General features: G+C 43.6%; 19 protein-coding genes. 3 read left to right on the top strand and 16 right to left on the bottom strand.

Annotation, left to right across the window (positions count from 1 at the left end; translation table 11 throughout):
- Window positions 1–46 precede the first annotated feature (46 nt).
- From LDO51_RS08805 to ltnD, 10 genes are all read right to left on the bottom strand, one after another.
- A complete protein-coding gene (locus LDO51_RS08805; protein ID WP_225577158.1) occupies window positions 47–577 on the bottom strand; it encodes a DedA family protein in 531 nt (176 codons plus the stop codon).
- 146 nt (window positions 578–723) lie between these two features.
- Entirely contained in the window at window positions 724–1,506 is a 783-nt protein-coding gene (locus tag LDO51_RS08800) for a tyrosine-protein phosphatase (RefSeq protein ID WP_225577157.1), read from the bottom strand.
- A gap of 282 nt (window positions 1,507–1,788) precedes the next feature.
- A complete protein-coding gene (gene udp / locus LDO51_RS08795; protein WP_006658334.1) occupies window positions 1,789–2,544 on the bottom strand; it encodes a uridine phosphorylase in 756 nt (251 codons plus the stop codon).
- Between the two features lie 299 nt (window positions 2,545–2,843).
- Complete coding sequence (locus LDO51_RS08790; RefSeq protein ID WP_225577156.1) at window positions 2,844–4,220, bottom strand: GntP family permease; 1,377 nt, start codon at window positions 4,218–4,220, stop codon at window positions 2,844–2,846.
- An 11-nt stretch (window positions 4,221–4,231) separates the two neighbouring features.
- Complete coding sequence (denD, locus tag LDO51_RS08785; RefSeq protein WP_225577155.1) at window positions 4,232–5,191, bottom strand: D-erythronate dehydrogenase; 960 nt, start codon at window positions 5,189–5,191, stop codon at window positions 4,232–4,234.
- 56 nt (window positions 5,192–5,247) lie between these two features.
- Entirely contained in the window at window positions 5,248–6,015 is a 768-nt protein-coding gene (locus tag LDO51_RS08780; RefSeq protein ID WP_225577154.1) for a DeoR/GlpR family DNA-binding transcription regulator, read from the bottom strand.
- A gap of 9 nt (window positions 6,016–6,024) precedes the next feature.
- A complete protein-coding gene (otnI, locus tag LDO51_RS08775) occupies window positions 6,025–6,804 on the bottom strand; it encodes a 2-oxo-tetronate isomerase (RefSeq protein ID WP_225577153.1) in 780 nt (259 codons plus the stop codon).
- A gap of 10 nt (window positions 6,805–6,814) precedes the next feature.
- Window positions 6,815–7,456 (bottom strand): aldolase, encoded by a 642-nt coding sequence (locus LDO51_RS08770; protein ID WP_225577152.1) that lies wholly within the window; start codon window positions 7,454–7,456, stop codon window positions 6,815–6,817.
- The gene (gene otnK / locus LDO51_RS08765) at window positions 7,449–8,726 is read right to left on the bottom strand and encodes a 3-oxo-tetronate kinase (protein ID WP_225577151.1); all 1,278 of its coding nucleotides are present in this window, start codon (window positions 8,724–8,726) and stop codon (window positions 7,449–7,451) included. The genes LDO51_RS08770 and otnK overlap by 8 nt, the downstream gene beginning before the upstream one ends.
- Window positions 8,723–9,631: an L-threonate dehydrogenase gene (ltnD, locus tag LDO51_RS08760; protein WP_225577150.1), complete on the bottom strand. Its 909-nt coding sequence runs from the start codon at window positions 9,629–9,631 to the stop codon at window positions 8,723–8,725. The genes otnK and ltnD overlap by 4 nt, the downstream gene beginning before the upstream one ends.
- A 402-nt stretch (window positions 9,632–10,033) precedes the next feature.
- Between ltnD and LDO51_RS08755 the strand changes: the two genes are divergently transcribed.
- The gene (locus tag LDO51_RS08755) at window positions 10,034–10,423 is read left to right on the top strand and encodes a YidB family protein (RefSeq protein ID WP_154602097.1); all 390 of its coding nucleotides are present in this window, start codon (window positions 10,034–10,036) and stop codon (window positions 10,421–10,423) included.
- 152 nt (window positions 10,424–10,575) lie between these two features.
- On the opposite strand, the gene LDO51_RS08750 is transcribed toward LDO51_RS08755, so the two are convergent.
- From LDO51_RS08750 to metE, 3 genes are all read right to left on the bottom strand, one after another.
- Window positions 10,576–11,655, bottom strand: a complete 1,080-nt coding sequence (locus tag LDO51_RS08750; RefSeq protein ID WP_225577149.1) for a T6SS immunity protein Tli4 family protein — start codon at window positions 11,653–11,655, stop codon at window positions 10,576–10,578.
- A complete protein-coding gene (locus tag LDO51_RS08745; RefSeq protein WP_225577148.1) occupies window positions 11,648–13,330 on the bottom strand; it encodes a lipase family alpha/beta hydrolase in 1,683 nt (560 codons plus the stop codon). The genes LDO51_RS08750 and LDO51_RS08745 overlap by 8 nt, the downstream gene beginning before the upstream one ends.
- Before the next feature lie 458 nt (window positions 13,331–13,788).
- Window positions 13,789–16,068 carry a 5-methyltetrahydropteroyltriglutamate--homocysteine S-methyltransferase gene (metE, locus tag LDO51_RS08740; protein WP_225577147.1) on the bottom strand — a complete coding sequence of 760 codons (2,280 nt, stop codon included), beginning with the start codon at window positions 16,066–16,068 and terminating at the stop codon, window positions 13,789–13,791.
- Window positions 16,069–16,176: 108 nt separating this feature from the next.
- On the opposite strand from metE, the gene metR reads away from it, so the two are divergent.
- Window positions 16,177–17,133 (top strand): HTH-type transcriptional regulator MetR, encoded by a 957-nt coding sequence (gene metR, locus LDO51_RS08735; protein ID WP_225577146.1) that lies wholly within the window; start codon window positions 16,177–16,179, stop codon window positions 17,131–17,133.
- Here the strand turns inward: metR and LDO51_RS08730 are convergent.
- The 3 genes from LDO51_RS08730 to LDO51_RS08720 form a co-directional block, all read right to left on the bottom strand.
- On the bottom strand, window positions 17,030–17,917 hold the full coding sequence (locus tag LDO51_RS08730) for a carboxylate/amino acid/amine transporter (RefSeq protein WP_225577145.1): 888 nt from the start codon (window positions 17,915–17,917) through the stop codon (window positions 17,030–17,032). The two genes, metR and LDO51_RS08730, sit on opposite strands and share 104 nt — an antisense overlap.
- A 67-nt stretch (window positions 17,918–17,984) precedes the next feature.
- Window positions 17,985–19,634 (bottom strand): Na+/H+ antiporter, encoded by a 1,650-nt coding sequence (locus tag LDO51_RS08725; protein WP_225577144.1) that lies wholly within the window; start codon window positions 19,632–19,634, stop codon window positions 17,985–17,987.
- A 292-nt stretch (window positions 19,635–19,926) separates the two neighbouring features.
- Window positions 19,927–21,273: an NCS2 family permease gene (locus tag LDO51_RS08720; protein ID WP_225577143.1), complete on the bottom strand. Its 1,347-nt coding sequence runs from the start codon at window positions 21,271–21,273 to the stop codon at window positions 19,927–19,929.
- A gap of 552 nt (window positions 21,274–21,825) precedes the next feature.
- On the opposite strand from LDO51_RS08720, the gene LDO51_RS08715 reads away from it, so the two are divergent.
- Complete coding sequence (locus LDO51_RS08715; protein ID WP_225577142.1) at window positions 21,826–23,511, top strand: ArnT family glycosyltransferase; 1,686 nt, start codon at window positions 21,826–21,828, stop codon at window positions 23,509–23,511.
- Window positions 23,512–23,576 lie beyond the last annotated feature (65 nt).

Raw genomic sequence — 23,576 nt, 5'->3', positions numbered from 1 at the left:
AGAGGTAAATATCCCAACGGCTACTTTTTGCGAGCGGCTTCGCAGCTTATCCCATCCAGCTCGCAAACCAACGTAAACCAAGCGCACCAGGGGCTAAAATACCAAATGCCCAAATCATCGCAGACGCTAAGTTGGCGATTTGGAAATGTCGTTGCCGCATTTCACAAATTCCTGCAACAAGCGGAACTACCGCGCGTAATGGTCCAAAAAATCGACCGAAGAAGATTCCCCAAACACCCCATTTTTCAAAGAAACGATGCCCTTTGTCTACCATTTCAGGATTGCGGGAAATCGGCCACATTTCACGAACTTTTTCTTTATAGTGAAAACCAAACCAATAAGAAACCCAATCCCCAAAAAATGCCCCCAATGCGGCGGCTAACCAAATCGGGAAAAAGGCAATTTCACTTTCACCAATCAATGCGCCAAGCCCAAGCAAAATAACGGTCGCTGGGAATAATAATGATAAGAAAGCGAGTGACTCACCAAACGCTAGAATGAAAACAATAGGGATCGCCCACACTTCATGAGCGCGAGTGAATTCTGTAATGACCGTGACAATTTCATTAATGCTCAAGGGCAAATTCCTACAGTTTAAGATTGATTTGTTAACTATAAGTCGACTAAGTAACTATTATTCAGCTAAGTAAACATATTATAGTTCTTGGAAGTCAATAAAGTTGCAACAAAACTGACGTATTGCAACTTCAATTCCGCGGAGGTTTATTCGAGGAAGTAACTTTGTAATATGCTGCGCTGAGCGTTATCTAATCCAAAGTCTTTTTCTAGCCAGCTATCCACATTGCCATAATTATTTTCTATGCTTTTCAATGCAGTCTGCAAGAACTCTTCACGAACAGAAAATACATATTCGAATTTTTTCACCACATTTTCACTCATGGTCTTGGAGAACTCTTCGAGTAAATGGTTACGAAATGGCGCTAACGTCTCGTTCGTTAAAAGGTAATCATCCATCACAGTATTCACATCTGCACCCAGCGCAAACAACACGAGAGCCGAGCCAACCCCTGTGCGGTCTTTACCTACTGCGCAGTGTTGTACAAGCCCACCTTTTTCTGGCTGCTTCAACATGTTCACTAATTGGTGATAAGCGGCATTATTCAACGGAAGCAACTCATAGAGGCGGAACATAAAGGCTTGAGGATCAAATTTTTCCAGCACTTCTGGGGTGAGTTTATCAAGATTCGCACTCACTTCTTTTGCCAGCGGGTTTGCAGGGGCATGCACATAATGAGCGCCACTCCACACCACGTCAGGTTTATCCAGAATTTCAGCTTCATCGCGATAGTCGATGATTTGGAAAAGGTTTTGTGACTGTAAGACTTTTTCATCATCTTGGGTTAAGCGGTCGAGTGCTCCAGAACGAAATAAAACACCGGGCTTTATTTTTCCGCCATTGGACAGTTTTTTCCCCCCTAAATCACGAAAGTTAATTCCACCCGTTAAAGGCAGCACAGAGGGGTGAAGGTAAGGCTTTGTTGACATACGTTTTCCCTTTTTAGCTCTGTCATTCCTCAAACTAAAAATAAACGAAATCATCAATTACTTGTAATTTGAGTAACTTAAGAGGCTTATATTAATTGTTTTAAATGACAATAACAGATTCATCGATGAAGGGAATAAGAAAAACGCGAGAAAATAAATTTTGCGCTGATCAATTAGAGATACAAGAATATTTAAGATGCATAGGTAGAACGATGATAACTGAACCCGTTTACCGAAAATCCACAACCGAGTGAAGTCAGTAAACGGGTCAGCTAATTAGGATTACAGCAGGCGACGAGCAGCTTCGACAACGATGCTCAGAACATTGCCTTCTGTTTTTTTCAGTAGGGCTTCATTTGGAATTTCTTGCTGAGTACGGTTTACGATAACCCCAGCGACCATACCCGCACGCAGACCTTGGCTTGCGCACATGGTTAACAGTGTTGCTGATTCCATTTCATAGTTCATCACGCCCATGTCTTGCCACTCTTTCATTGAACCTCTGAAGTGGCGCATTACGCGACCTGTATAGGTGTCATAACGCTCTTGGCCTGGGTAGAAGGTATCAGAAGATGCGGTAATACCGACGTGTACAGTTGCACCCGCTTCTGTCGCCGCAGCGTACAGTGCATTAGTACAAGTGAAATCAGCGACTGCAGGGAATTCCAGTGGCGCAAAATGCTGGCTTGCACCATCTAAACGAACCGCACCAGTGGTGACAAGTACATCACCCACATTGATGTTTTCTTGGATTGCACCCGTTGTACCAATACGCAAGAAAGTACGGATACCTAACTGAGCCAGCTCTTCAACTGCAATCGAGGTTGATGGGCCACCAATACCGGTTGAGCAGACAATCACAGCTTTGCCATCAAGCTCGCCACGCCATGAAGTGAATTCGCGTAATGAAGCCAGATGTACAGGGTTGTCCATCAGACGTGCAATTTTTTCAACACGGTTAGGATCCCCAGGAACAATAGCAACAGTTGCACCCTGTAAGTCACTCTTTTTTAAACCTAAGTGGAAAACGTCAGACATATCAAACTCCTTTACACAATGGCATCATTGAATTAGTACGTTATTGTCAATATAACGCTTAGCTTTGATTAATTTAGTGACCAATATCTACTTTAATGGAAACAGATTCACTTGAATTTCATTAAAACGAGATCTTGATCACAAATAAACCTTCTTGAGATTAATGTGAATCATGGGATACACCCAGTATAGATGAATGTTTGTGATTATCGAAAAAAAGCGCCCGAATGGGCGCTTTTATTAGGCAGAAGAAAAAATACTATGATATCAATATGCTAGATTTACAGCACTCCATCAAGTTACAACACAACATCAAGGATCAAGACCCCAACCAACCCGATAGCCCAAGCTATTGTTGTTGGAATAGACCAAACAATCATTTGTTGTTTAACGTCTTTGATCCCCATCATTCTGTTCACCACCCAGTAAAGGCTGTCGTTAAAATAACCGAAGAACAGAGACCCCATCGTTGCCGCTTGGGCCGCAACTAATAAGTTGATATCAGGAATTTGGCTAATAATTGGCGCAGAGATCGAGGCTGCGGTGATCATCGCTACCGTTCCAGACCCTTGAATTAAACGCACTAATGTCGCGATAATAAACGGGATTAATACTGGTGTAATCGGTAAATTCGCGACATGCTCAGCCAGGATCGTTCCCGTACCACTGTCGCGCAATACTGCACCTAAGGCACCACCAGCACCGGTCACAAGCAGGATGATACCCGCCGCTTGCAAACCTTCTTCCATACGGTCGATAACTTCTTCTTTCGACGCTTTTGGCATTAACGTATAGACCGAAATCAGGACGCTAATGGATAAGGCAATAATCGGTGCTCCCAAGAATTCGAATGATTGGAAGTACCAATTATCATTCATGCCTTGGAATGCAGCTGTTTTCAGTAATAATCCATTGATAGCATTAATAAAAATCAACAGAATTGGGGTGATGATTGGTAACAATGATAAGAATAAGCTCGGTAATGGTTTATTGGCTTTTTCTTCCATGTAACGCGCATGCACTTCTTTTAAATCTTCGCTGCCTGTTTCATCTGGCATGAACTCAGGGTATTTAGTTCCCAGCCATTTGGCGTAGAACACAATCCCGATGACACACGGTACTGCCAGCGTCATCCCCGCTAAGATCATCGCACCAACATCAACCCCAAAGATCCCTGCAACACCAAGAGGACCCGGAGTTGGCGGAACAGTATGGTGGGTAACAACTAACCCCCCCGCCAATGCAACACCGAGGGTTAAAATACTGCGCTTTCCATTCTTCGCTAACGCTTTTGCCAGCGGATACAAAATGACGAATGCGGAGTCTACAAAGATAGGAATACTGACAATATAACCGGTAATTGCCAGCGCCCACTCTTCACGCTTTTTACCTAACCATTTGATAAAACTATAGGCTATCTGCTCAGCAGCACCGGACACTTCCAGCACCCTTCCCATCATTACCCCAAGACCGATAACAATACCAATGCTACCGAGGGTCGAACCAAAGCCCTTTGTAATAACGGTGACGGTTTCCGCTGCGGTTAATCCACCTGATAACCCTGCGATTGCAGCCGCAATCAACATCGCTAACAAGGCGTGAACCCGCGTTCGCAATACTAAAAAGATAAGGACAAATATGGCCACCGCGAGGCCAATAATAGGAATATAGGACATTGTTTAATCTCCTACTTTGCACAGCCGTGGTGTTTAATGAAGGAACGGATCGCATCGCTAAATGACCCATCAGCTTTAAAGCCTAAATCCAATGCACGGCGAATATCGAATTTACCCGGCCAGCTTGCCACAATGCGGTTGACGGCTTCATCTGGCTCAAAGCGAATTAAATCAACCGCTTGTTGACCTGCTACGTCACGCAAGGCATCAATCATGTCTTGTACTGTCACGGTGATCCCCGGCAGATTCACGGTGCGTGAAAGACCAAATTTCTCTGCGGGAATCGAAACCGCATGAATGAAGTTGTTGATCACCGTTTCTGGGCTAGATAACCATAGAGCCAACTCTGGAGACACCGGGCAAACACTCTCAATCCCATTTAGAGGCTCGCGGATAATACCGCTAGCAAAAGAAGATGCCGCTTTATTCGGAACTCCCGGGCGAATACTAATGGTAGGTAAGCGCATAACACGTCCATCCACATAGCCTTTACGGGAATAGTCGTTCACCATCAATTCACACATGGCTTTTTGAGCGCCATAAGAAGATTGCGGGTTAACAACACACAAATCGGTGATCACATCCGGTAATTTCCCGCCAAACACCGCAAGAGAGCTGGTGAATAAAAACTTGATGGCAGGGTTTTTAGCACGAGCGACTTCAAGCAATTGGCGAGTCGCATCGAAGTTCACTTTCATGCCTAAGTTAAAGTCACTTTCAGCATGACTACTCACAATCGCCGCAAGATGGAATACCACATCAGTTTGCGCATCAATCAGCTTATCTGCGGCTTCTGGTTGGGTTAAGTCTAATGCAACGCAACTCACGCGAGGATCTTCAATAGGCGATGTAGGGCATTGAATATCCGCTAAAAGGAGCTGGTTAAACTTTAATCCTTGGTTGTTTTTAAGCAAAGCAGCGGCTAGCTGCTGGCCCAGAAAACCTGCGCCACCAGTAATAATAACTTTCATTGTCATTCTCCTTGCGATAACCCTGCCGGGCTATGCATCAGTAGGTAAGATGTTTTTTATGTATTTATTAAATGAAGTTTTATGTTTTTTTCGAGTATCCGTTGCACCACATCAGACGGTAAATGTTGGTCACAAATGATGTCGTGCAATTGATCTAATGGGCAGACACGGAACATGCCGTATTTACCGAATTTACTGCTATCTGAAACCAGTACGCACCGACGAGCGACATCCAATAAAGTTTGTTTTATTTGGACTTTTTCCTCATGGGGTGTGGAAACCCCATGTTGCAGATCCCATGAGCTGGTACTAATAAACGCGATATCCACATTCAGTGTCTGCAACATAGCGGCCGCCGTATTGCCAACACAGGAGTGATTGCGTTTATCAACCTGCCCACCAGTGTGATACAAGTTCAGTTGTGATTTATTCATCAAGTACTGCATGATGGAAAAATCATTGGTCACGATAGTGAGATTAAAACGCTCACCTAATACACGGGCAATTTCAAACGTGGTGGTACCTGCATCGAGATAAACCACCTGACCATCTTCAACCAGTGAACTGGCAAACTGCCCGATTTCACGTTTCGTTTGATGATGAAGTCTTGCCTTTTCGCTCCACGGTAGCTCTTGGCGTAACGCATCATTTAACCGAACACCACCGCTAATTCCGACAACCTTACCTTCCTCTTCCAACGTGCGAATATCACGTCGAACCGTCATATGAGAGACATTCATTAAACCCACTAAGTCATTGATAGACACAGTTTGGTGCTCATAGACATAGCGATAAATAAAATCATGACGTTCGGAAGGGATCATTCGGTTCTCCTAGGAATTAGCTTGCTTTAGCCAGCCTAAACCGTCTTCGGTGCGTCCTGCTGGATGGTATTCACATCCTAGCCAGCCTTCATATCCCATTTCATCGAGTTGATTAAAAATCCATGGATAATTGACTTCACCGCTATCAGGTTCATGGCGAAAAGGTACTGATGCTATCTGAATATGACTAAATTTACCCCAAAGACGCTCAATTGTTTTCAATAAGTCACCTTCCATAATTTGGCAGTGATACAAATCCAATTGAATAAACACATTTTCACGATTGATTTCCGGTAACAACGTTTCAGCTTGCTTTTGTGTTGTTAAGAAATACCCCGGCATATCGCGGGTATTAATCGGCTCGATCAGCACACGAATTCCGTGCTCAGCCATCACATCCGCAGCATGTTGTATATTCTTAATAAAACACGCTTTTTGCTCTTCAGGTGTAAATTTTTCATCCTCTTTGCCTGCCATGGCATGCACTTGCTTGCAGCCTAATGCTAACGCGTACTTCAGTGCAGTTTGTACCCCTTGAGCGAACTCGGCTTCACGACCGGGAATAGACGCCATTCCACGCTCGCCAGCGCCCCAATTACCCGCAGGCATATTGAATAGTGCTTGAGTAAGCTGATGTTTTTTCAGTTCATTCGCAATAACATCCGCATCTTCTTCATAAGGGAAAAGATACTCAACGCCTTTAAACCCAGCCTGAGCGGCACGTTCAAAGCGTTGAATAAACGGAACTTCGTTAAACATCATACTGAGATTTGCTGCAAATTTAGCCATGTCTATCGCCTCATTTCTGTGGATAACGGCTTTCGAGCTCGTGAACCTGCTCTTGCGTTAACGTGGTGAAGCCGTGTGGGCGCAATGTAATGTATAGGCGCGCGGTATCTTCTAATTCTTCCGCATTAAAAAATGCCTGTCTTAAGGTTTTGCCGCCAACAACGGGGCCGTGGTTAGAGAGTAAAATCGCATTATGATTCGGCGCTAATTTTGCGATTTCTTCGCCAATACGGTCATCACCCGGTGGTAAATATTCAATCAAAGGTAATTTGCCCACACGCATCACATAATAAGGCGTGATCGGCGGTAAGCAGTTTGCGGTATCTAAATTGGGTAAACAGGACAGTGCCGTTAGCCAAGGTGAATGTAGATGAACAACCGCTTGGCAATCTGGACGCTGCAAATACATTGCCATGTGCATGGAAACTTCTTTTGTTGGCTTGTCACCATCAATCCAGTTACCTTGCGCATCGAGCTTGCTCAGGCGCTCAGAATCTAAATCGCCAAAGCTCGAGTTAGTCGGGGTGACAATAATGCAGCCATCCGGCAAGCGCGCGCTGATGTTGCCTGCGCCACCGCTACTGTAGCCGCGATTAAACATTGACTTCGCCCAATCCACTAACTCTTGGCGTAGCGCCTTTTCATTACTCATTAACCATCTCCTGTGCTAACTGGAAGAAATTCTCTTGACCAAAATTGCCTGATTTCAGTGCTAACCAGTTACCGCTTGCTAAGTCTTGTACCCAAGGCACACCCGGCGCGATAGGCGAGCCAATACTTAATTGTTCAGTTCCAAGGCGTTGCACCACTTTTCCAGAGGTTTCGCCGCCCGCGATAATAAAAGTGTTATAACCTTGCTGCTGAAGTAACGTCACCACCTGCCCAAACACATTCTCTACCGCTGTACTCGATAATGTGGCGCCGTATTTTTCCTGCGTTTGCTTCAATAATTCTGGTGGTTGGGTGGCATATAACAAAGGTGCTAACCCTGTAATTTTCTGGTCTTTAACCCATTGTGCTAATACGGTTGCATAGTCTGGATTATTGATACATTCACCCACATCTAACGCCTTGCTAGGTGCGACTTGTTGATAGCTTTGTACTTGCTTGTTGGTCATTAGTGAGCAGCTACCCGATAAAATGACCGTTTTTCTGTCTTTCCCCGTGGGCTTAGTGCCGCGGCCTTCCCCTTGTCCCCAAGCCACTTGGCTATCAATATTCGCAAGGGCAGCCCCCAATCCTGATCCGCCCGTTAATAAAGGCAGTGATTGCGAAGCCTGAGCAATCGGCAGTAAATCATCCATCGTGAAGCTATCCACAACCGCATAACGGATACCCTGCTGGCGTAGCTGTTCTAACTGTTCAGTGATAGCAGCGCTGCCCTTTTGCACTGTCGCAAGATTAATCAGCCCAGCTTTACCTGCTGACTGTTTCTCCATGACGCGCATCAGGTTGGCATCGGTCATTGGTGTCACTGGGTGGTGCTGCATTCCACTTTCATTGAGCAATTGACCATTCACAAACAGGTGCCCATGTACCACGGTACGACCATTAACGGGCAATGCTGGGCACACTAATGATAATGACGTGTCCAGCTGTTTCATCAATGCATCGGTCACTGGACCAATGTTGCCTCTCTCTGTTGAATCAAAGGTTGAGCAATACTTAAAGAAAATCTGCTGGCACTGCGCTGATTCTTTCAGCCAGCGACATGCATTTACCGAGGCACTTATCGCTTCATCCACTGGGCAAGAACGGCTTTTTAAACTCACCACAATGGCATCTACATCTTTAGGAATTGGTGTATTTTCATTTGGCTCATTCAGTAGCTGCACCACTTTCCAGCCGTTTTGTACCATAAAGCCTGCAATATCTGTCGCGCCGGTAAAATCATCAGCAATCACGCCTAATTTCACTGTCATGCCTTTTTCTCCGGTAAAGTAATACCCTTAAAGGTTTTGATAACCGCACTATCATCCTGTAAGCCAAAACCTTCATTACTGGCTGAGATAAACATTTGATGCGCCGTTGCTGCCAGTGGCAGTGGGAAATTCAGCGCTTTTCCGGTTTGCATCACCAAACCGAGGTCTTTCACAAAAATATCGACTGACGATTTAGGGGTGTAGTCTCCATCAAGCACATGCTGCATACGGTTCTCGAACATCCATGAATTACCAGCAGCATGAGTGACGATGTCATACATCACATCTAAATTGATGCCCGCTTTTGCCGCCAGCGCCATACTTTCCGCTGCAACCGCAATATGCACCCCCGCCAATAGCTGATGGATAGTTTTTACGGTTGAGCCTAGGCCGATTTCATCCCCCACGCGATAAAGACGCTCTGAAATTGCCTCAAATACCGTAGAAAGCTGAGCGAATAGCTCAGGAGAGCCCGATGCCATGACGGTCAATTGACCTTCTGCCGCTTTAATCGCTCCGCCAGATATAGGCGCATCCACTAATGGAAGCTGGTGTTCAGCAAGGCGCTGCGCTATCTGTTTTGTCTGCTCCGCAGCCAGTGTGCTGTGCAACACAATGACAGTATTTGGACGAAGCTGCTCTACCAGTGGTTTCTCACCACCAAACAAAATCGCCTCAACCTGCCGACCATTGACGACGACCATAAGTAACGCATCTAACTGTTGAGCATACTGCGCAGCATCTTGCCCTGTGGCTTGCGCCCCATATTCGAGTAGCGCCTCACACGCTTGTGGATTTAAATCAAACCCATAGGTTGGGATCTTGTTTCTTATTAATGATTGCGCGATCCCCATTCCCATCGAACCCAGACCAATAACGCCAACATGGTTAACAGTATTTTCCATTTAGCCCCCTGATGTTGTCAGTTCCAACAAATGATAAATTCTGGTGAATATTGTGAATTACGGTGAATATTGTGAATTTTTACATAACCAAATTCACAAACACATGACTATCATCACACTAAAGATAATATAAATTTTAACCATTTATTTACTATATTCATGATATTTAAACAATTTTAAACTTAACAACCTTATACTGCCCTTCACAAGAAAATGTGATAAAAATTGTGAGTATTTTGATTGATTTTTAATCGACTAATTTGTACACCTATTTAATTCCCTCCTTGTCTCTAATTTTCATTGACCTGTTGAGTAAATTCCCCAAAATAGCCGCCTATTATTTTTTGTAAAATGTTCCATACTTGGAATTGAACGCATCAATTACGTTATCGAGGAGTCAAAATGGGTCTGTTTGATCAAGTGTTAAGCATGGTTGCAGGTGATAAAATGCAACAGTTTCAATCTGTTATTGATTGGGTTGAAAAGCAAGGCGGGCTCTCTGGTGTCGTCGATAAATTTAACACTGAAGGCTTAGGCGGGATCGTTTCATCATGGATTGCTGAAGGTGAAAATTTGCCAGTTAATGCTAGCCAGTTAATGCAAGTTTTCGGTGATTCAGGGATCCAAGAACTCGCTCAGCGCGTTGGTTTAGATCCACAACAAGCAACCGATATGGTCGCTAAATATTTACCGACTATCGTAGACAGCGCTAGCCCGAATGGTGTGCTGCCAGAAAATATCGATTTAGCGTCAATTGGCATGAACTTACTGAAACAAAAACTGTTCGGTTAAGTCCAGTCTTTGGCACAAATAAAAGCCCACTTCAAAAGTGGGCATTTATCGCTTTAGAGTGACATTTTTATTGAGTTGAAAAGTCGCAATGTATGTAAGTCTCTTTATATTAAATCAGAGCGATAAGAATAGGATTCTCGTTCTAGCGTGAATTAAAACGCATTCGGTTTATAACGTAGCGAACCGATAATCCGATCCCAAATTTCGACCATTTGCCATTGGTTATATTGGGTATTTTTGTCTGCATTGTTTAACCCAATGTATAGCAACGGTTTCTGTGAATCAGCAATCTTTTCATTTGAATACAAAATAAATTCAAACATGTCATTATCTTCTTGCTTATTTTGTTTTCCTACCATTAGCCATTCTAGGGATGGGATTCCATTTGGTGATAACTTTTCTTTCTTAATAGTGTTTTTCTTAGCTAATGACATAGCTTCATTGATTTGTGGACTGCGATTAAACAACGTATCATCAGAACCAATAGCCGTATTATCGGATCTAAATCCTAAGATAAAATCATCATTTTCATAAGTAAATGAAATAATTTCTTCATGTTTATCTTCATCATCCGCAATAAACCCGTTCGGAATACAAACACCACTATCGGTTGGGATCTCTTCATTTTTTCGCCCTGACAATCGAGATATGAGTGATTTCATAGCCGCTAATTTAGTCGGTTTCTCATTAGCCTGAATTTCGCTGAACCCTCTAGCCAAAAAATCCATTTTCTTCTTTTCATACTTTTTATCAGAAAAATCTCTAATATTTGTTGTAATAACAAATGCAATCATTTCAGTATAAACATGAGCCTCTAGTGTCCTATAGGAGTCATCAGACCCTGGTTTGTTCCTGTCGAAAATAACTCCTTTACCATCAGGTAATTTGATGATTTCCTTTAACACTGGTGCATTTTTTTCACTCGTTTTTCCATTGCTAAGCTCTTGCTCTCGCAACTCAATCCGTTGCTTAAACGCAGGAGGATAAATGAACTTACTTTCAATACGAAAATCATCAATAAATGACTGATTATCTTTCATATTATTAAATGGAATGGGAATATCAACGACAAATCGCCCAATACACTGAGGTTTGGCGTTTTCAAAGAATGCATCTATCAAAATATAATCCTTTTCAGTTAAACGGCTTTCTTTGTCATAAACAACCAAGCCCAAAAAAGTAAGTGAGAATAAAAACAAGCCAATCAGTAAACCAAGATATTTATTAATCATTTAATGGCACATCCATAACCATTTTAATAATTGCTCTTAACGTAAATTGAATTGCCGGTCTCTTTTTTATGTCAGCAACATCATCAACCTTGTAAGCGTCTTGATGGTCAACATTCGTTGCTAAAATACTTTTGATTGACGGGTGGGAGTAGATAGCCGAAAACGACTCGACAGGCACCGTACCATCACCAGCCGTTTTTGATGAATTTAATTTAAACTCTTTAGCCAACTGACCTTTTTCTCGTTTTTGCCGATTTGTTGGCGGTAAATGAGGTTCGCCTTGGGAGAATACATATGGGCTTACGGTTAACTTGGTTGGTGCCCAATCAAGATAGCCATCCGATTCAACTTTATTACCATAAAAAACATAGGTATTGGAATGGTATAAACCTTTTTCCTGGTGATTCATGAAGTTACGAACCGTATCATCCATAATGTCGTTATAAGCAAACCAATTATTATCTACTACCCTTTTTTCCTTATCTAAAATGTCAGGTCTATAAAGTTTCCACCAAACATCATTTCTAAGATAAATATCCTTAAACGGATCAGATTTTCCTGTTTGAGGATCTTTTGTTTGAGGGTAACTACCTTCCTCTGGAATAAATAACCATGGTGACTTATAGGAAGGGTAAGGAAGCAATTGTAAAGGCGCTGGAGATTGCGCTAGAACTGGCATTAATTCTTTAGCGGACCACCCTAAAATTCGCCCTGCAGTATAGCCTTCCTCACTCGCCCCCGTTCCCATTCGTCTATAAGCAGCAGGAGATCCTAAATCCGGAATAACGCCATGAACAACACCTAACACTTTGTTTTCGCATCCCTCAAACGCTGATTCAGGTGAAGGATTCATCGCATATCGAGCGACTAATCCTCCCATGGAATGAGTGACTAAAATGACTTTCTCTACCGCTAAACCATATCCATAACACCGGTATAAATTAATTACTTTATCGATATACTCCACAAGTTTAGATGCGGATTCGGCATTATCCGCAAGCCAGTTATAGCCAAAAACATGCAATGGAAATAAAAAGTGATTAAAATGGTCGAGTTCTTTTTGGGTTAATTTTTGCTCATTCTCTTTTTCTTCCGTCCCAAATGGTGTCTCGACAAATTCATTTAGAATACTGACATATGGTAAATTAATATTACCTTTACTTGTAAGTTCGAAATTAAGGACATTACTCTGCCAGTCATTAATTAATGCAGCCTGAAAAACACTCAGGAAACGCCCATAACTATAATTAAGTGCTTCCCCCCACCCTCTATCATGACGTTTAGGAAATAGATATCCGTCATCAGAAAAGGGCGTATAGACTTCTTTATCAACTAAACCTCTGTTATCAACGGTTGTTGTTTCAGGGTTTAATATTTTTTTTCTTTCATGTCCTGTTCTTTCAGCCCATTGTAGAAAAATTTCATACCCTGCATCCCCTCGCCACATTTCTTTTTTATCATCGCCCTTTGACATTAAATTCGTTCCCATGATCCCAGGAAGAAAAATGACAGGAATAACTTTCCTCGGAGGTAAAATACACTTTGCTTCGGCATTAAAGGATTTAGGTTGAAGCTGAACATCATCCCAATGGCATGTTCCATCTTCTGTCCATTTAGGGATATGATAAGAAACATATTGGCATTCGCTGGCTTCTGGAGAGTCTTTCTCTGACATGACGCAGTACCTTTTTAGTTTTCCTTAAGGGAAACAAGATAGCATAATTTAGCTTAAGTTCCTGTTTGATATGTCTGATTAATTAGGTTTTGATAAGACTCACGTATGTTGAATAAAGGTAATAAAAAATTATCTGCTAATCTTTTTTACTTCATGAGGCAATGCTTTTCTATCTATCCATATTCTTCAAATATCAGCAGTAAATGGCCTAAATCCATCACGACTAACATGCTGTAATTTTCTATTAATATGTTTATTTTCAATACCATATCCTTTGGTTAAATTGAGCCTCGGTCTATATAAAAATAAACGCACACCTGATACAACAACACTATAATTTGTTAGAAAGCAAAGAATCAAAACACAACATAATCCCAAGAAAAAATAGCTGTCGCATTTATACACTCCAGTCTTTGGCACAAATAAAAGCCCACTTTAAAAGTGGGCTTTTTGCTGAACTAGCTTTGATACTCATTTCGCAGTTTTTTCGCCGCTTCCACCATGTTAGCCAGCGCTTGGCGAGTCTCTGCCCATCCACGGGTTTTTAAACCACAGTCAGGGTTCACCCATAAACGCTCCACGGGCACGCGCTGTGCAGCCTTACGTAATAGCGCCACAATCCACTCTACATTTGGGACGTTAGGCGAGTGAATATCATAAACCCCCGGACCAATTTCATTTGGGTAATCAAAATCTTCGAATGCGTCTAATAGATCCATATCCGAGCGCGACGTTTCAATGGTGATCACATCGGCATCCAGCGCAGCAATTGAATCCATGATGTCATTGAACTCGCAATAACACATATGGGTATGAATTTGAGTTTCATCATCAGCGATAGCGGCACTTAATTTAAAGGCATCCACCGCCCAAGTCAGATAGTCATTCCATTCATCGCGGCGCAATGGCAGCCCTTCACGTAATGCTGGCTCATCAATCTGAATGATACCAATACCTGATTTTTGTAAATCATCCACCTCATCACGTAATGCCAGCGCAATTTGCTTGGCTATCGTTTCACGACTGACATCTTCCCGAGGGAATGACCAACACAGGATTGTCACTGGGCCTGTCAGCATTCCTTTAACGGGTTTATCCGTCAATGACTGCGCATACTTAGCCCACTCTACGGTAATGGCTTCTGGGCGGCTAATGTCACCAATAATCACCGGGGGCTTCACGCAGCGAGAACCGTAACTCTGTACCCAACCATTTTGCGTAAAGACATAACCATCGAAGTGTTCACCGAAGTATTCCACCATGTCGTTTCGCTCAGCTTCACCATGCACGAGGACGTCAATATCCAATAGCTCCTGCTCCTTAATCGCCTGTTTGATGTGCTCACTAATACTCGTGCGGTAATTCAGTTGGTCCACATTGCCCTTTTTGAAATCAAGGCGTAAGGAGCGAATTTCACTGGTTTGCGGGAAAGATCCAATTGTCGTGGTTGGCCACAACGGCAGATTAAAGCGTTGACGCTGAAGCTCAGCACGTTCCACATAGGGGCGAGTACGTTCAATATCTTTATCGCTAATTGCCGCTAAACGCTGAGCAACTTCCACATTATTGACCCGAGAAGAGGTACGGCGAGCACGAATTGGCGCACTATAGGTTTCGAGTGCTGCAATATTTTCTGCCGTTGGCTGATTGAGTGTTTTCGTCAATAGCGCCAGTTCTTCACATTTTTGCAGAGCAAAAGCAAACCAGCTTTTCACTTCGGCATCCAGACGCGTCTCATCGTTTAAATCAATCGGGCTATGCAGTAATGAACAAGATGAACCTACCCACAGAGCTCGCTCTCCTAGCAGCGGTTTCACCTGTTGGAATTTCTCGCCTAAATCCCCTTTCCATACGTTACGCCCGTTAATTAACCCTAGCGAAAGCACCCAGTCCGCAGGGAGCGCTTGATGCAATGCTGCGATATCATCCTTGCCTGCAACCACATCCACATGTAGCCCTTGCACTGGCAGTTGTTTAATCACATCCAAGTGATGGCTAATACCGTCAAAATAGGTCGTTAACAGTAAGTTAGTTTTACCCGCCAGAGATTGATATGCTTGTTGGTAAGCGTTCTGCCATTCGATAGGTAAATCCAGTACCAGTGCTGGCTCGTCAATTTGTACCCATTCCACGCCTTTTTCAGCCAGTCGAGTGAGAATTTCTTGGTAAGCAGGTAGCAGATCCTTCAGTAAGGATAGACGGTCAAAGACAGGACCTTTCACTTTTCCTAACCACAGGTAGGTAATCGGACCAATGACGACAGGTTTAACGTTGTGACCGAGTTTTAACGCTTCGTCGACTTCGTCAAACAATTGATTCCACGATAGTTTAAATTGTTGTCCTTGCTGGAATTCCGGCACGATATAGTGATAGTTAGTATTAAACCATTTCGTCATTTCTCCCGCCGCCGCTGGCTTGCCTGTTGGTGCACGACCCCGAGCTACACGAAATAAGGTATCTAAATCGACAGTGCCATCTTCATTTTGATGACGTGGCGGAACGTTTCCTAGTAATAAACTGGTAGTTAAAACTTGGTCATACCACGCAAAGTCACCGACTGGCAGCAGGTCTACACCTGCATTTTTTTGTTGTTCCCAGTGACGAACACGTAATTGGTAACCCGTTTCAAGAAGTGCAGATTGGTCAATTTTGCCTGCCCAATAATCTTCTTGTGCACGTTTGAGTTCTCTTTTCAGACCGACACGTGGAAAACCAAGTGTATGATTTATAACAGACATATTGACCCCTTAAAATATTTAGCCGTCTAGATGTTTACACATCTATAATCAACAGGTACTGTATAAAGCACAAGCGCAAATTATTCATCGTCTACTTGAAGGTTTCTCATGATCGAATTAAAACATTTAAAAACGTTGCAGGCGCTCAGCCAATACGGATCATTAGCTGCCACTGCGACGCACCTGCACCAGACTCAGTCTGCGCTATCTCACCAATTTAGTGATTTAGAGCATCGCTTAGGCTACAAACTGTTTGTTCGTAAAACTCAGCCCATCCATTTCACACCTCAAGGGGAAGTTCTGCTGCAATTAGCGCAACGTATTTTGCCAATGGTGAAAGATGCGATTCGTGTCTGCAATGAACCGACTATCAGTACGCTGCGTATCGCGATTGAGTGTCACAGCTGTATTCAGTGGCTGACACCTGCATTGCAACAGTTTAGGCAAGCATGGCCGCAAGTGACCGTTGATTTCAAATCTGGCGTAACTTTTGACCCGCAACCCGAATTACTTTCGCGGGAATTAGATATCGTGATGACCTCCGATATTCTTGCGGATCAAGATTTACACTACACGCCGATGTTTGATTATGAAGTAAAATTGGTGGTGGCAAATGACCATCCATTGGCTAAAAAGCCGTTAATTGAGCCTCATGATCTAGCTAAAGAGACATTGATGATTTATCCAGTTCAGCGTCAACGTTTTGATATCTGGCGTCATTTCTTACAGCCAGCGGGTGTTTCACCGAATATCAAAACCGTCGATAATACGCTGATTTTAATTCAGATGGTCGCGGCTAAAATGGGGATTGCAGCACTGCCACACTGGGCGGTGGATTCGTTTGAAAAGCAAGGTTTGATTAAGACGAAAACCTTAGGTAATGGGTTATGGAGCCGACTGTACGCTGCATGTCGTGAAGGGGAACAGCGCCAGCCAGCCATTGAAACATTTACCAATACCGCTACTGATCACGCGGTGGAGAATTTGTCTTACGTGAAGTCGGTGCGAGGATCCAGCGCTTATGCACCCACAGAGACGCAATTATCAGGCTCGACCCCATGGTAAAACTGAGCCAATCTGGATGTTGTTGCCAAATGGCAAAATTCACTAATAAACCTGCTGGAACCATCATGTTATTCATTATCGCGAGGGTTCCGGCATCCACTTTTGTGGCACCGTAGTTCCACAGAAAATAGCCTATTCCCGACGCAACCACACCCAGCCATAGTAAAACTATCCATTGAGCTTGGCTTGTCGGCACCATCGCCTTATTACCAAACAGCAGCCATCCTATCAAGGCTATCAACGTCGCCCCGAGGTAGAACCACGAAAAGGCTTGGTGCTGGGGGATTGGGTACACTTCCATTAAACGCTTATAACCCACCTGCCCAAGTGCAAAGAAGATGTTCGCGAGCTGCACAAACATCAATCCAATCCAGAATGATTCGCTGAGGTGATCATAACGAATAATGGCGGCACCAATCACGGCTAATATCGAGCTAAACAGATAGCCTTTACGTAGGCGTTGGCGCTCTAAAAGGTCGTAAATCAATGTCACATACAGCGGGGTTAATACCGTAAATAGCAAAAATTCTGCCACGCTCAGGTATTTATAGGCTTGGAAAACAAAGTAATACATGATCCCCAGCTGGCAAGCCCCCACCAGCATATACAGTGAGATCACTTTGGCGCTGAAGTTACGCCAACGCAGGAAAGGTAGGAATACCAGAGAAGCTAAACTCACGCGGATAAGTACAGACAACCAGCTATCCACCTGCCCCGCGAGGTATTCCCCCATTAAACTAAAAGACGCTGCCCATAGCAGCGTCGTGAATACGAGTAACCACATTGTTGTTCACTCTCAAGCACAATGATTTAACAAATAAGAATGCCCGTAGAATACTCGTTTTTTCGTTTTAATGCTCTTTTTCAATCAGCACGGCTTCTAATAAATCCAGATCCACCAGCAAGCTTTGCAAGGTTTCATTGCTAATTTTACGTGTTGCACGTAAGTGATAGAGCTCACCGCGTTCTGCACGTAGCGCCGTTAAGCGAAAACGTCGCTCAAGGTCTTCAATTTGCAAGTTATGCTCCATTTCGTCTTGGTCTGCCGTCCGACGACGTAAATGACCAATCACCCTTGTCGCAACCTCGTTGATGTCTTCTGAGTCTAGTTGCTCTTCCACATCCGCCGATAAACGCTCTTGCATCTTGTTCAAGCTGACAATCGCCACTTCTGCCATTGCTGCTTTCGCCATACGGATCTCGTTAATATCTGCCTCTTTATCCCCCACTTTAAAATTGCGCAGCAGAAGCGGTAACGCCACAACGCCCGCAAAAATGGAGAATAAAATCACCCCTGCGGCGATAAACACCAGCTGGTACCTTGCAGGGAATGGTGAACCATCAGTTAAAAACAGTGGCACCGAGAGCACACCGGCTAAGGTAATCGCCCCGCGAACTCCGGCAAACGACGCTAACCACAGTTCGCGTACCGTATAATTAGCAAACTGTAATGGGCGTTTTTTCAGGAACAAACGGCTGAATCTCTTCATCAACCATAGCCAACAAAAACGTAATAGCAGCAGTGCAAAATAGATAATGACCACCGCGGCGAACAGCATCCAGGTTTCCACGCTTGGGTCGAGTTCCGCTTGAATAACCGATGTTTCCCAAATCCCCGGTAATTGCAGACCGAGCATAATGAACACTAAGCCGTTAAAGACAAACTCTAGCATCGACCAGACGCTATCAGCACGCAAACGCATCGCCAAAGGCGCATTGCGGATAACGCCGGATTTGGTGATAGTCATACCCGCAGCAACCGCCGCCAAAATACCGGAGAAACCGATATGTTCCGCAATCATGTAGGAGGCGAATGGTAACAGCAACATAAAGACGATTTGCGTTGCGGGGTCATCCCCACTCCAGCGGCTCATTAAGCGCAGAGACTTACTGTATAGCCAAGTCACAGCAATACCCGCCAACAGGCCACCTACTGCGACTTTAAAGAATTCGATTGTGACACCCGATACGCTGAAGACCATCGTTCCCATGGCAATCGCCACGGCGAACTTCAACGCCACCAGACCGGAAGCATCGTTCATCAATGCTTCCCCTTCGAGTACGCTCATCATGCGCTTGGGTATTCGCCCTTTCCCGACAATAGAGGACAATGCCACCGCATCTGTTGGGGAAAGCACCGCAGCCAACGCAAAGGCGGCAATAAGCGGAATACCTGGCATCAGCCAGTAAATCAGATAACCAATCCCGACAACGGTTACCAACACTAGCACTAATACCAGAATGAAAATTTCTCGCCCATTCTGGAAAAATTCACGGGTAGGTGTTTTCCAACCATCGACAAATAACAGCGGTGGAATCAACAGAACCATAAAAAGTTCAGGGTCAAAAGAGACATGTAACCCAAACTGAGGCCACGCTAATAATGCACCGATAGCGATTTGAATAAGGGGAAGGGGAATACGGATGGGAATGACTTTCGTCACCACACCAGAAACAGAGACAGCCAAGATCAAAATAAGAATAGTAAAGAAAATTTCCATGTTGCCCTTACTTATTAACTAATGCATACCCTAAATATCGCAGCTTAAAGTATAACGGGAGAACCCAAAATTTGCCTGCCGCCGCATAGTAAGAGATAGCACCGTCCAGACCATGAGATTTTCAGTCAAGGCAGCCACTGGTTGAAAATAGGCATTTTCACTTCATTTACCGCCTTAGCACTATTCTATCCTTAACAGGCTATTTGACGGGAAAAAAATTTGAACTTTAGAACGAATCGCAACAATCCGTTAAAGGGCGACAGCAGTTGCCGCCCTATCATAAGAATTACCTTTAGATAGCAAGGTCCGCAGCATAAAACACTACCAGCAGAACCGCGATAATTACGCTACCAATGTTCAGTTTACGCCACTCACCCGCACAAATACGCCCGATAACCAGTGATGCGAAACCTAACATAATACCGGTGACGATATTACAGGTTAATACGATGAATACCGCGCACAGTAAACCTGACATCGAATCCACAAAATCATCGAAATCCAATTTCGAGACATTGCTCAGCATCAACAGCCCCACATACATCAGCGCTGGTGCCGTCGCATAGGCAGGGACCAGATAAGACAATGGTGATAAGAACAAGATAAATAAGAATAAAACACCAACAACTACGGCGGTTAAACCTGTACGACCGCCTGCTGCGGTTCCTGCTGCGGATTCAATATATACCGCGGCTGGCGATGCACCGATAGCCCCTGCAAAAATGCTGCTTACGGAGTCAGCAGTTAATGCTTTTCCCCCATCAATAATCTGACCGTCTTTATCCAGCAAGTTCGCTTGACCCGCAACAGCGCGGATAGTCCCCGTTGCATCAAAAACTGCCGTCATCACTAATGCCAGAACGCTTGGCAAAACTGCCGCTTGAAGGGCACCCATGATATCCATACTAAACATCAGCGATAAACCATCTTCACCGAATGAAGGCAATTTAAAGAAACCTTGGTATTTAACCGCTGGGTCGAAAATCAATCCAATAATCGAAATTGCGATAATGACTAATAACACCCCACCCGGCACACGGCGTTTTTCTAACCCAAAAATCACCGCTAAACCAATCAGAGACATTAAAACAGGGAATGAAGTGAAATCACCCAGCGCAACAGGTAAGCCTGCATTTGGGTTTTTAACCACTAAGCCAACGCCCGTCGCTGCAATCAAGAGTAAAAACAGACCAATACCAATACCCGTACCGTGAGCCACACCCATTGGCATATTACGTAAAATCCAACTACGAATACCAGTCACAGAGATAATGGTGAATAAGCACCCCATTAAGAACACGGCACCCAGTGCAACTGGGATACTAATGTGTTGCCCTAACACTAAGCTAAAGGCGGTAAATGCCGTTAATGAGATTGCGCAGCCAATTGCCATTGGCAGATTCGCCCATAAACCCATTAATAAAGAACCGAAACCTGCCACTAAACAGGTTGCGATAAACACGGCAGTTGGTGGAAAGCCTGCTTGCCCTAACATACCCGGCACGACGATGACAGAATAAACCATCGCTAAGAATGTCGTTAATCCCGCAATGATTTCGCGGCGCACTGATGAGCCACGCGCTGTGATCTTAAAATATGAATCCAATTTGCAATTGGATGAAGCCTGTTGGCCTGCCATGGTATACCTCTGCTATTAATTTTAGAAAATTCTATATCACTATTTTTGCTAAGCTTTCTCTAAGCATTGATTCATTTTTTGCTTGGTGACTTAGCGAATATCGTCTCAAACTGAAACTCACGTAAACGATTACCTTTTTAAAAATGTTCACTGAACCGAGATAACAGGTAAACAGAATGACTCTCTAGGGACAGTGCGCAAACGTTTGGCTTTTAGAGCAAAGTGAGGCGAATTGTGAAGAGCGTAATTATCGTTCGAAAGGGGGGAGTTGATCAAGTGTTTTATAGCTGGCTACTTTTTAATCACTCACCATAAAAACTGAGCCGTATTTTCACGATCTTCCATAAAAACCAGTCATATTCCGTTTTATATACCCTTTGTTTAAATACACGTGTGAGAGTGTTGCTAAAATCCCCATTAATATTGAGTTTTTAATAAATAATCTGTTTATGAAAGTATTTATTCTCTGATACTAATTAAATAACTCATTTCTCTGGTGATTATTTTTATAAATATATTTTTTAATAATACTTAACACTCGCTATAAATATTATGTCAACTATTACAACCTCAATTAAAACAATACCCAAAAGTGCCTTAATAATTTTTGCCGTATTTTTACTGATTTATCTCCTTCCCGGGATTTATGGCCATAGTCCATGGAAGCAAGATGAAAACTACAGTTTCGGTATTATTCAAACCATGTATGAAACTGGAAATTGGCTAGTTCCTACTAATGCTGGCGAACCTTTCATGGAAAAACCGCCACTCTATTATTGGACGGCGACAGTTTTTTCTCATCTGCTTTCTGGTGTAATGCCACTGTATGATGCCGCACGCAGCGCGAGCTTATTTTTTTCTATTATTAATTTTTCATTTTTTATTTTATTAGCTCGCCGCTTTTTTAAATCTGAAAGTTTTGCTGATGTCCGTATTTGGACAGCTTTTGCTCTGTATGTTTGTGTGCCGGGAGTATTGCGACACACCCATGAAATGTTCACGGATGTTTCATTAATGACAGGGGCAACCATCGGGTTATATGGTTTATTAGGGTTAATTCAGCAACAGAAAATTACAGCGTCCGCCTTCTGGCTCTGCATTGGAACCATTATCACCACCTTATCTAAAGGCGTATTTATTCCCGGAGTCCTGTGGATCAGCCTATTTTTGGCGCCTGCGTTTCTCGCTCAGTGCCGATCTAAACAGTTTTGGCTACCTGCACTATTCGCGGGCTTGGTCGCTCTCATTGTTATCCTACCTTGGCCAATTATGCTGTATGTGCAACACCCCGAGCTATTCGTGACTTGGTTCTGGGAAAATAACATTGGCCGCTTTCTTGGATTCTCTGTTGAAAAGTTAGGGGCTAAAGCCAATTTCACACGCATTCCTTCTGCCGTCGCATTCTTTGCATTTCCAGCAGGGCTGCTGGCAACTGCCTATTTTTTACGTCATCCACTCAAACGCCTGCGCGATCATAATGAATATTTGATTGCCATATTTCCTGTCCTTGGCGTGATATTTTTGCAAATGTCTGCCAGTGGCCGAGCGCTCTATTTACTGCCCTTTATTGCTCCGATGGCGATCCTCGGTGTGCAGGCTCTTAGCTGGTTTTCAGAGAAAATCTTAAACGCATTTGCACGCTTCGCCGCCCTCTTCTGGTCTGGGGTGATTCTCTTTCTGTGGATTTGCTACGCCCTCGTACTTATTGGTCATCACGCTCAATGGCTCTCTATTTTTGGTCGCTGGTTACCTCTTGATTACCAAATGAATTTTTCTGTGTTTGCATTAATAGCTGGCATTTTTATTACCTGTTTTTGGTTCTTCCGCAACCGTCTTATTTCCTCATCAGACAGCGCTTTCCAAGCAATAAGAAACTGGTCACTGGGAATGGTGAGTGTGTGGAGCATTATTCTCACATTATTTGTTGGTTGGATTGATTATTCAAAAGGTTATGAAGGAGTTTTTGTAGACCTTCATCATCATTTAGAAGGGCAATTTACACCGAGTGACTGTATGGCCTCCGAAAACCTTGGGGAATCAGAAGCACCAATGCTCTATTACTACACGGGTATTTTGCATCAAAGACAGATGGAATTTGAAAAACCACAACAGTGCCGCTGGCTGATTGTGTTATCCAAAGACGTTCAACCTGCTCCTGAAGGCATGGAACTGTTTTGGTCAAACCATCGCCCTGATGAGTTTCGTGAAAATTTAGTGGTTTATCGAGTGATAGAATAGTTGGTCGCCAATAAAAAATCCCTGAGCCAAAACTCAGGGATTTTTTTAATACATGGACGACCAAA

It is taken from the genome of Providencia alcalifaciens, assembly GCF_020271745.1.
In the GTDB taxonomy this organism is placed as follows: domain Bacteria; phylum Pseudomonadota; class Gammaproteobacteria; order Enterobacterales; family Enterobacteriaceae; genus Providencia; species Providencia alcalifaciens_B.
Note: the sequence above shows the minus strand (reverse complement) of the source record. Positions and strands in the feature narration are given on the sequence as shown.

Excerpts from the sequence above, each read along its gene's own strand:
- LDO51_RS08720 (WP_225577143.1), bottom strand. The coding sequence starts at position 21,273 with ATGGCAGGCCAACAGGCTTCATCCAATTGCAAATTGGATTCATATTTT.
- metE (WP_225577147.1), bottom strand. The coding sequence starts at position 16,068 with ATGTCTGTTATAAATCATACACTTGGTTTTCCACGTGTCGGTCTGAAA.
- LDO51_RS08790 (WP_225577156.1), bottom strand. The coding sequence starts at position 4,220 with ATGTCCTATATTCCTATTATTGGCCTCGCGGTGGCCATATTTGTCCTT.
- LDO51_RS08715 (WP_225577142.1), top strand. The coding sequence starts at position 21,826 with ATGTCAACTATTACAACCTCAATTAAAACAATACCCAAAAGTGCCTTA.
- LDO51_RS08745 (WP_225577148.1), bottom strand. The coding sequence starts at position 13,330 with ATGTCAGAGAAAGACTCTCCAGAAGCCAGCGAATGCCAATATGTTTCT.
- LDO51_RS08780 (WP_225577154.1), bottom strand. The coding sequence starts at position 6,015 with ATGATCCCTTCCGAACGTCATGATTTTATTTATCGCTATGTCTATGAG.
- otnI (WP_225577153.1), bottom strand. The coding sequence starts at position 6,804 with ATGGCTAAATTTGCAGCAAATCTCAGTATGATGTTTAACGAAGTTCCG.
- udp (WP_006658334.1), bottom strand. The coding sequence starts at position 2,544 with ATGTCTGACGTTTTCCACTTAGGTTTAAAAAAGAGTGACTTACAGGGT.
- LDO51_RS08800 (WP_225577157.1), bottom strand. The coding sequence starts at position 1,506 with ATGTCAACAAAGCCTTACCTTCACCCCTCTGTGCTGCCTTTAACGGGT.
- otnK (WP_225577151.1), bottom strand. The coding sequence starts at position 8,726 with ATGACAGTGAAATTAGGCGTGATTGCTGATGATTTTACCGGCGCGACA.
- ltnD (WP_225577150.1), bottom strand. The coding sequence starts at position 9,631 with ATGGAAAATACTGTTAACCATGTTGGCGTTATTGGTCTGGGTTCGATG.
- LDO51_RS08750 (WP_225577149.1), bottom strand. The coding sequence starts at position 11,655 with ATGATTAATAAATATCTTGGTTTACTGATTGGCTTGTTTTTATTCTCA.
- denD (WP_225577155.1), bottom strand. The coding sequence starts at position 5,191 with ATGAAAGTTATTATTACTGGTGGCGCAGGTTTTCTGGGCCAGCAGCTA.
- LDO51_RS08730 (WP_225577145.1), bottom strand. The coding sequence starts at position 17,917 with ATGTGGTTACTCGTATTCACGACGCTGCTATGGGCAGCGTCTTTTAGT.
- metR (WP_225577146.1), top strand. The coding sequence starts at position 16,177 with ATGATCGAATTAAAACATTTAAAAACGTTGCAGGCGCTCAGCCAATAC.
- LDO51_RS08755 (WP_154602097.1), top strand. The coding sequence starts at position 10,034 with ATGGGTCTGTTTGATCAAGTGTTAAGCATGGTTGCAGGTGATAAAATG.
- LDO51_RS08770 (WP_225577152.1), bottom strand. The coding sequence starts at position 7,456 with ATGAGTAATGAAAAGGCGCTACGCCAAGAGTTAGTGGATTGGGCGAAG.
- LDO51_RS08725 (WP_225577144.1), bottom strand. The coding sequence starts at position 19,634 with ATGGAAATTTTCTTTACTATTCTTATTTTGATCTTGGCTGTCTCTGTT.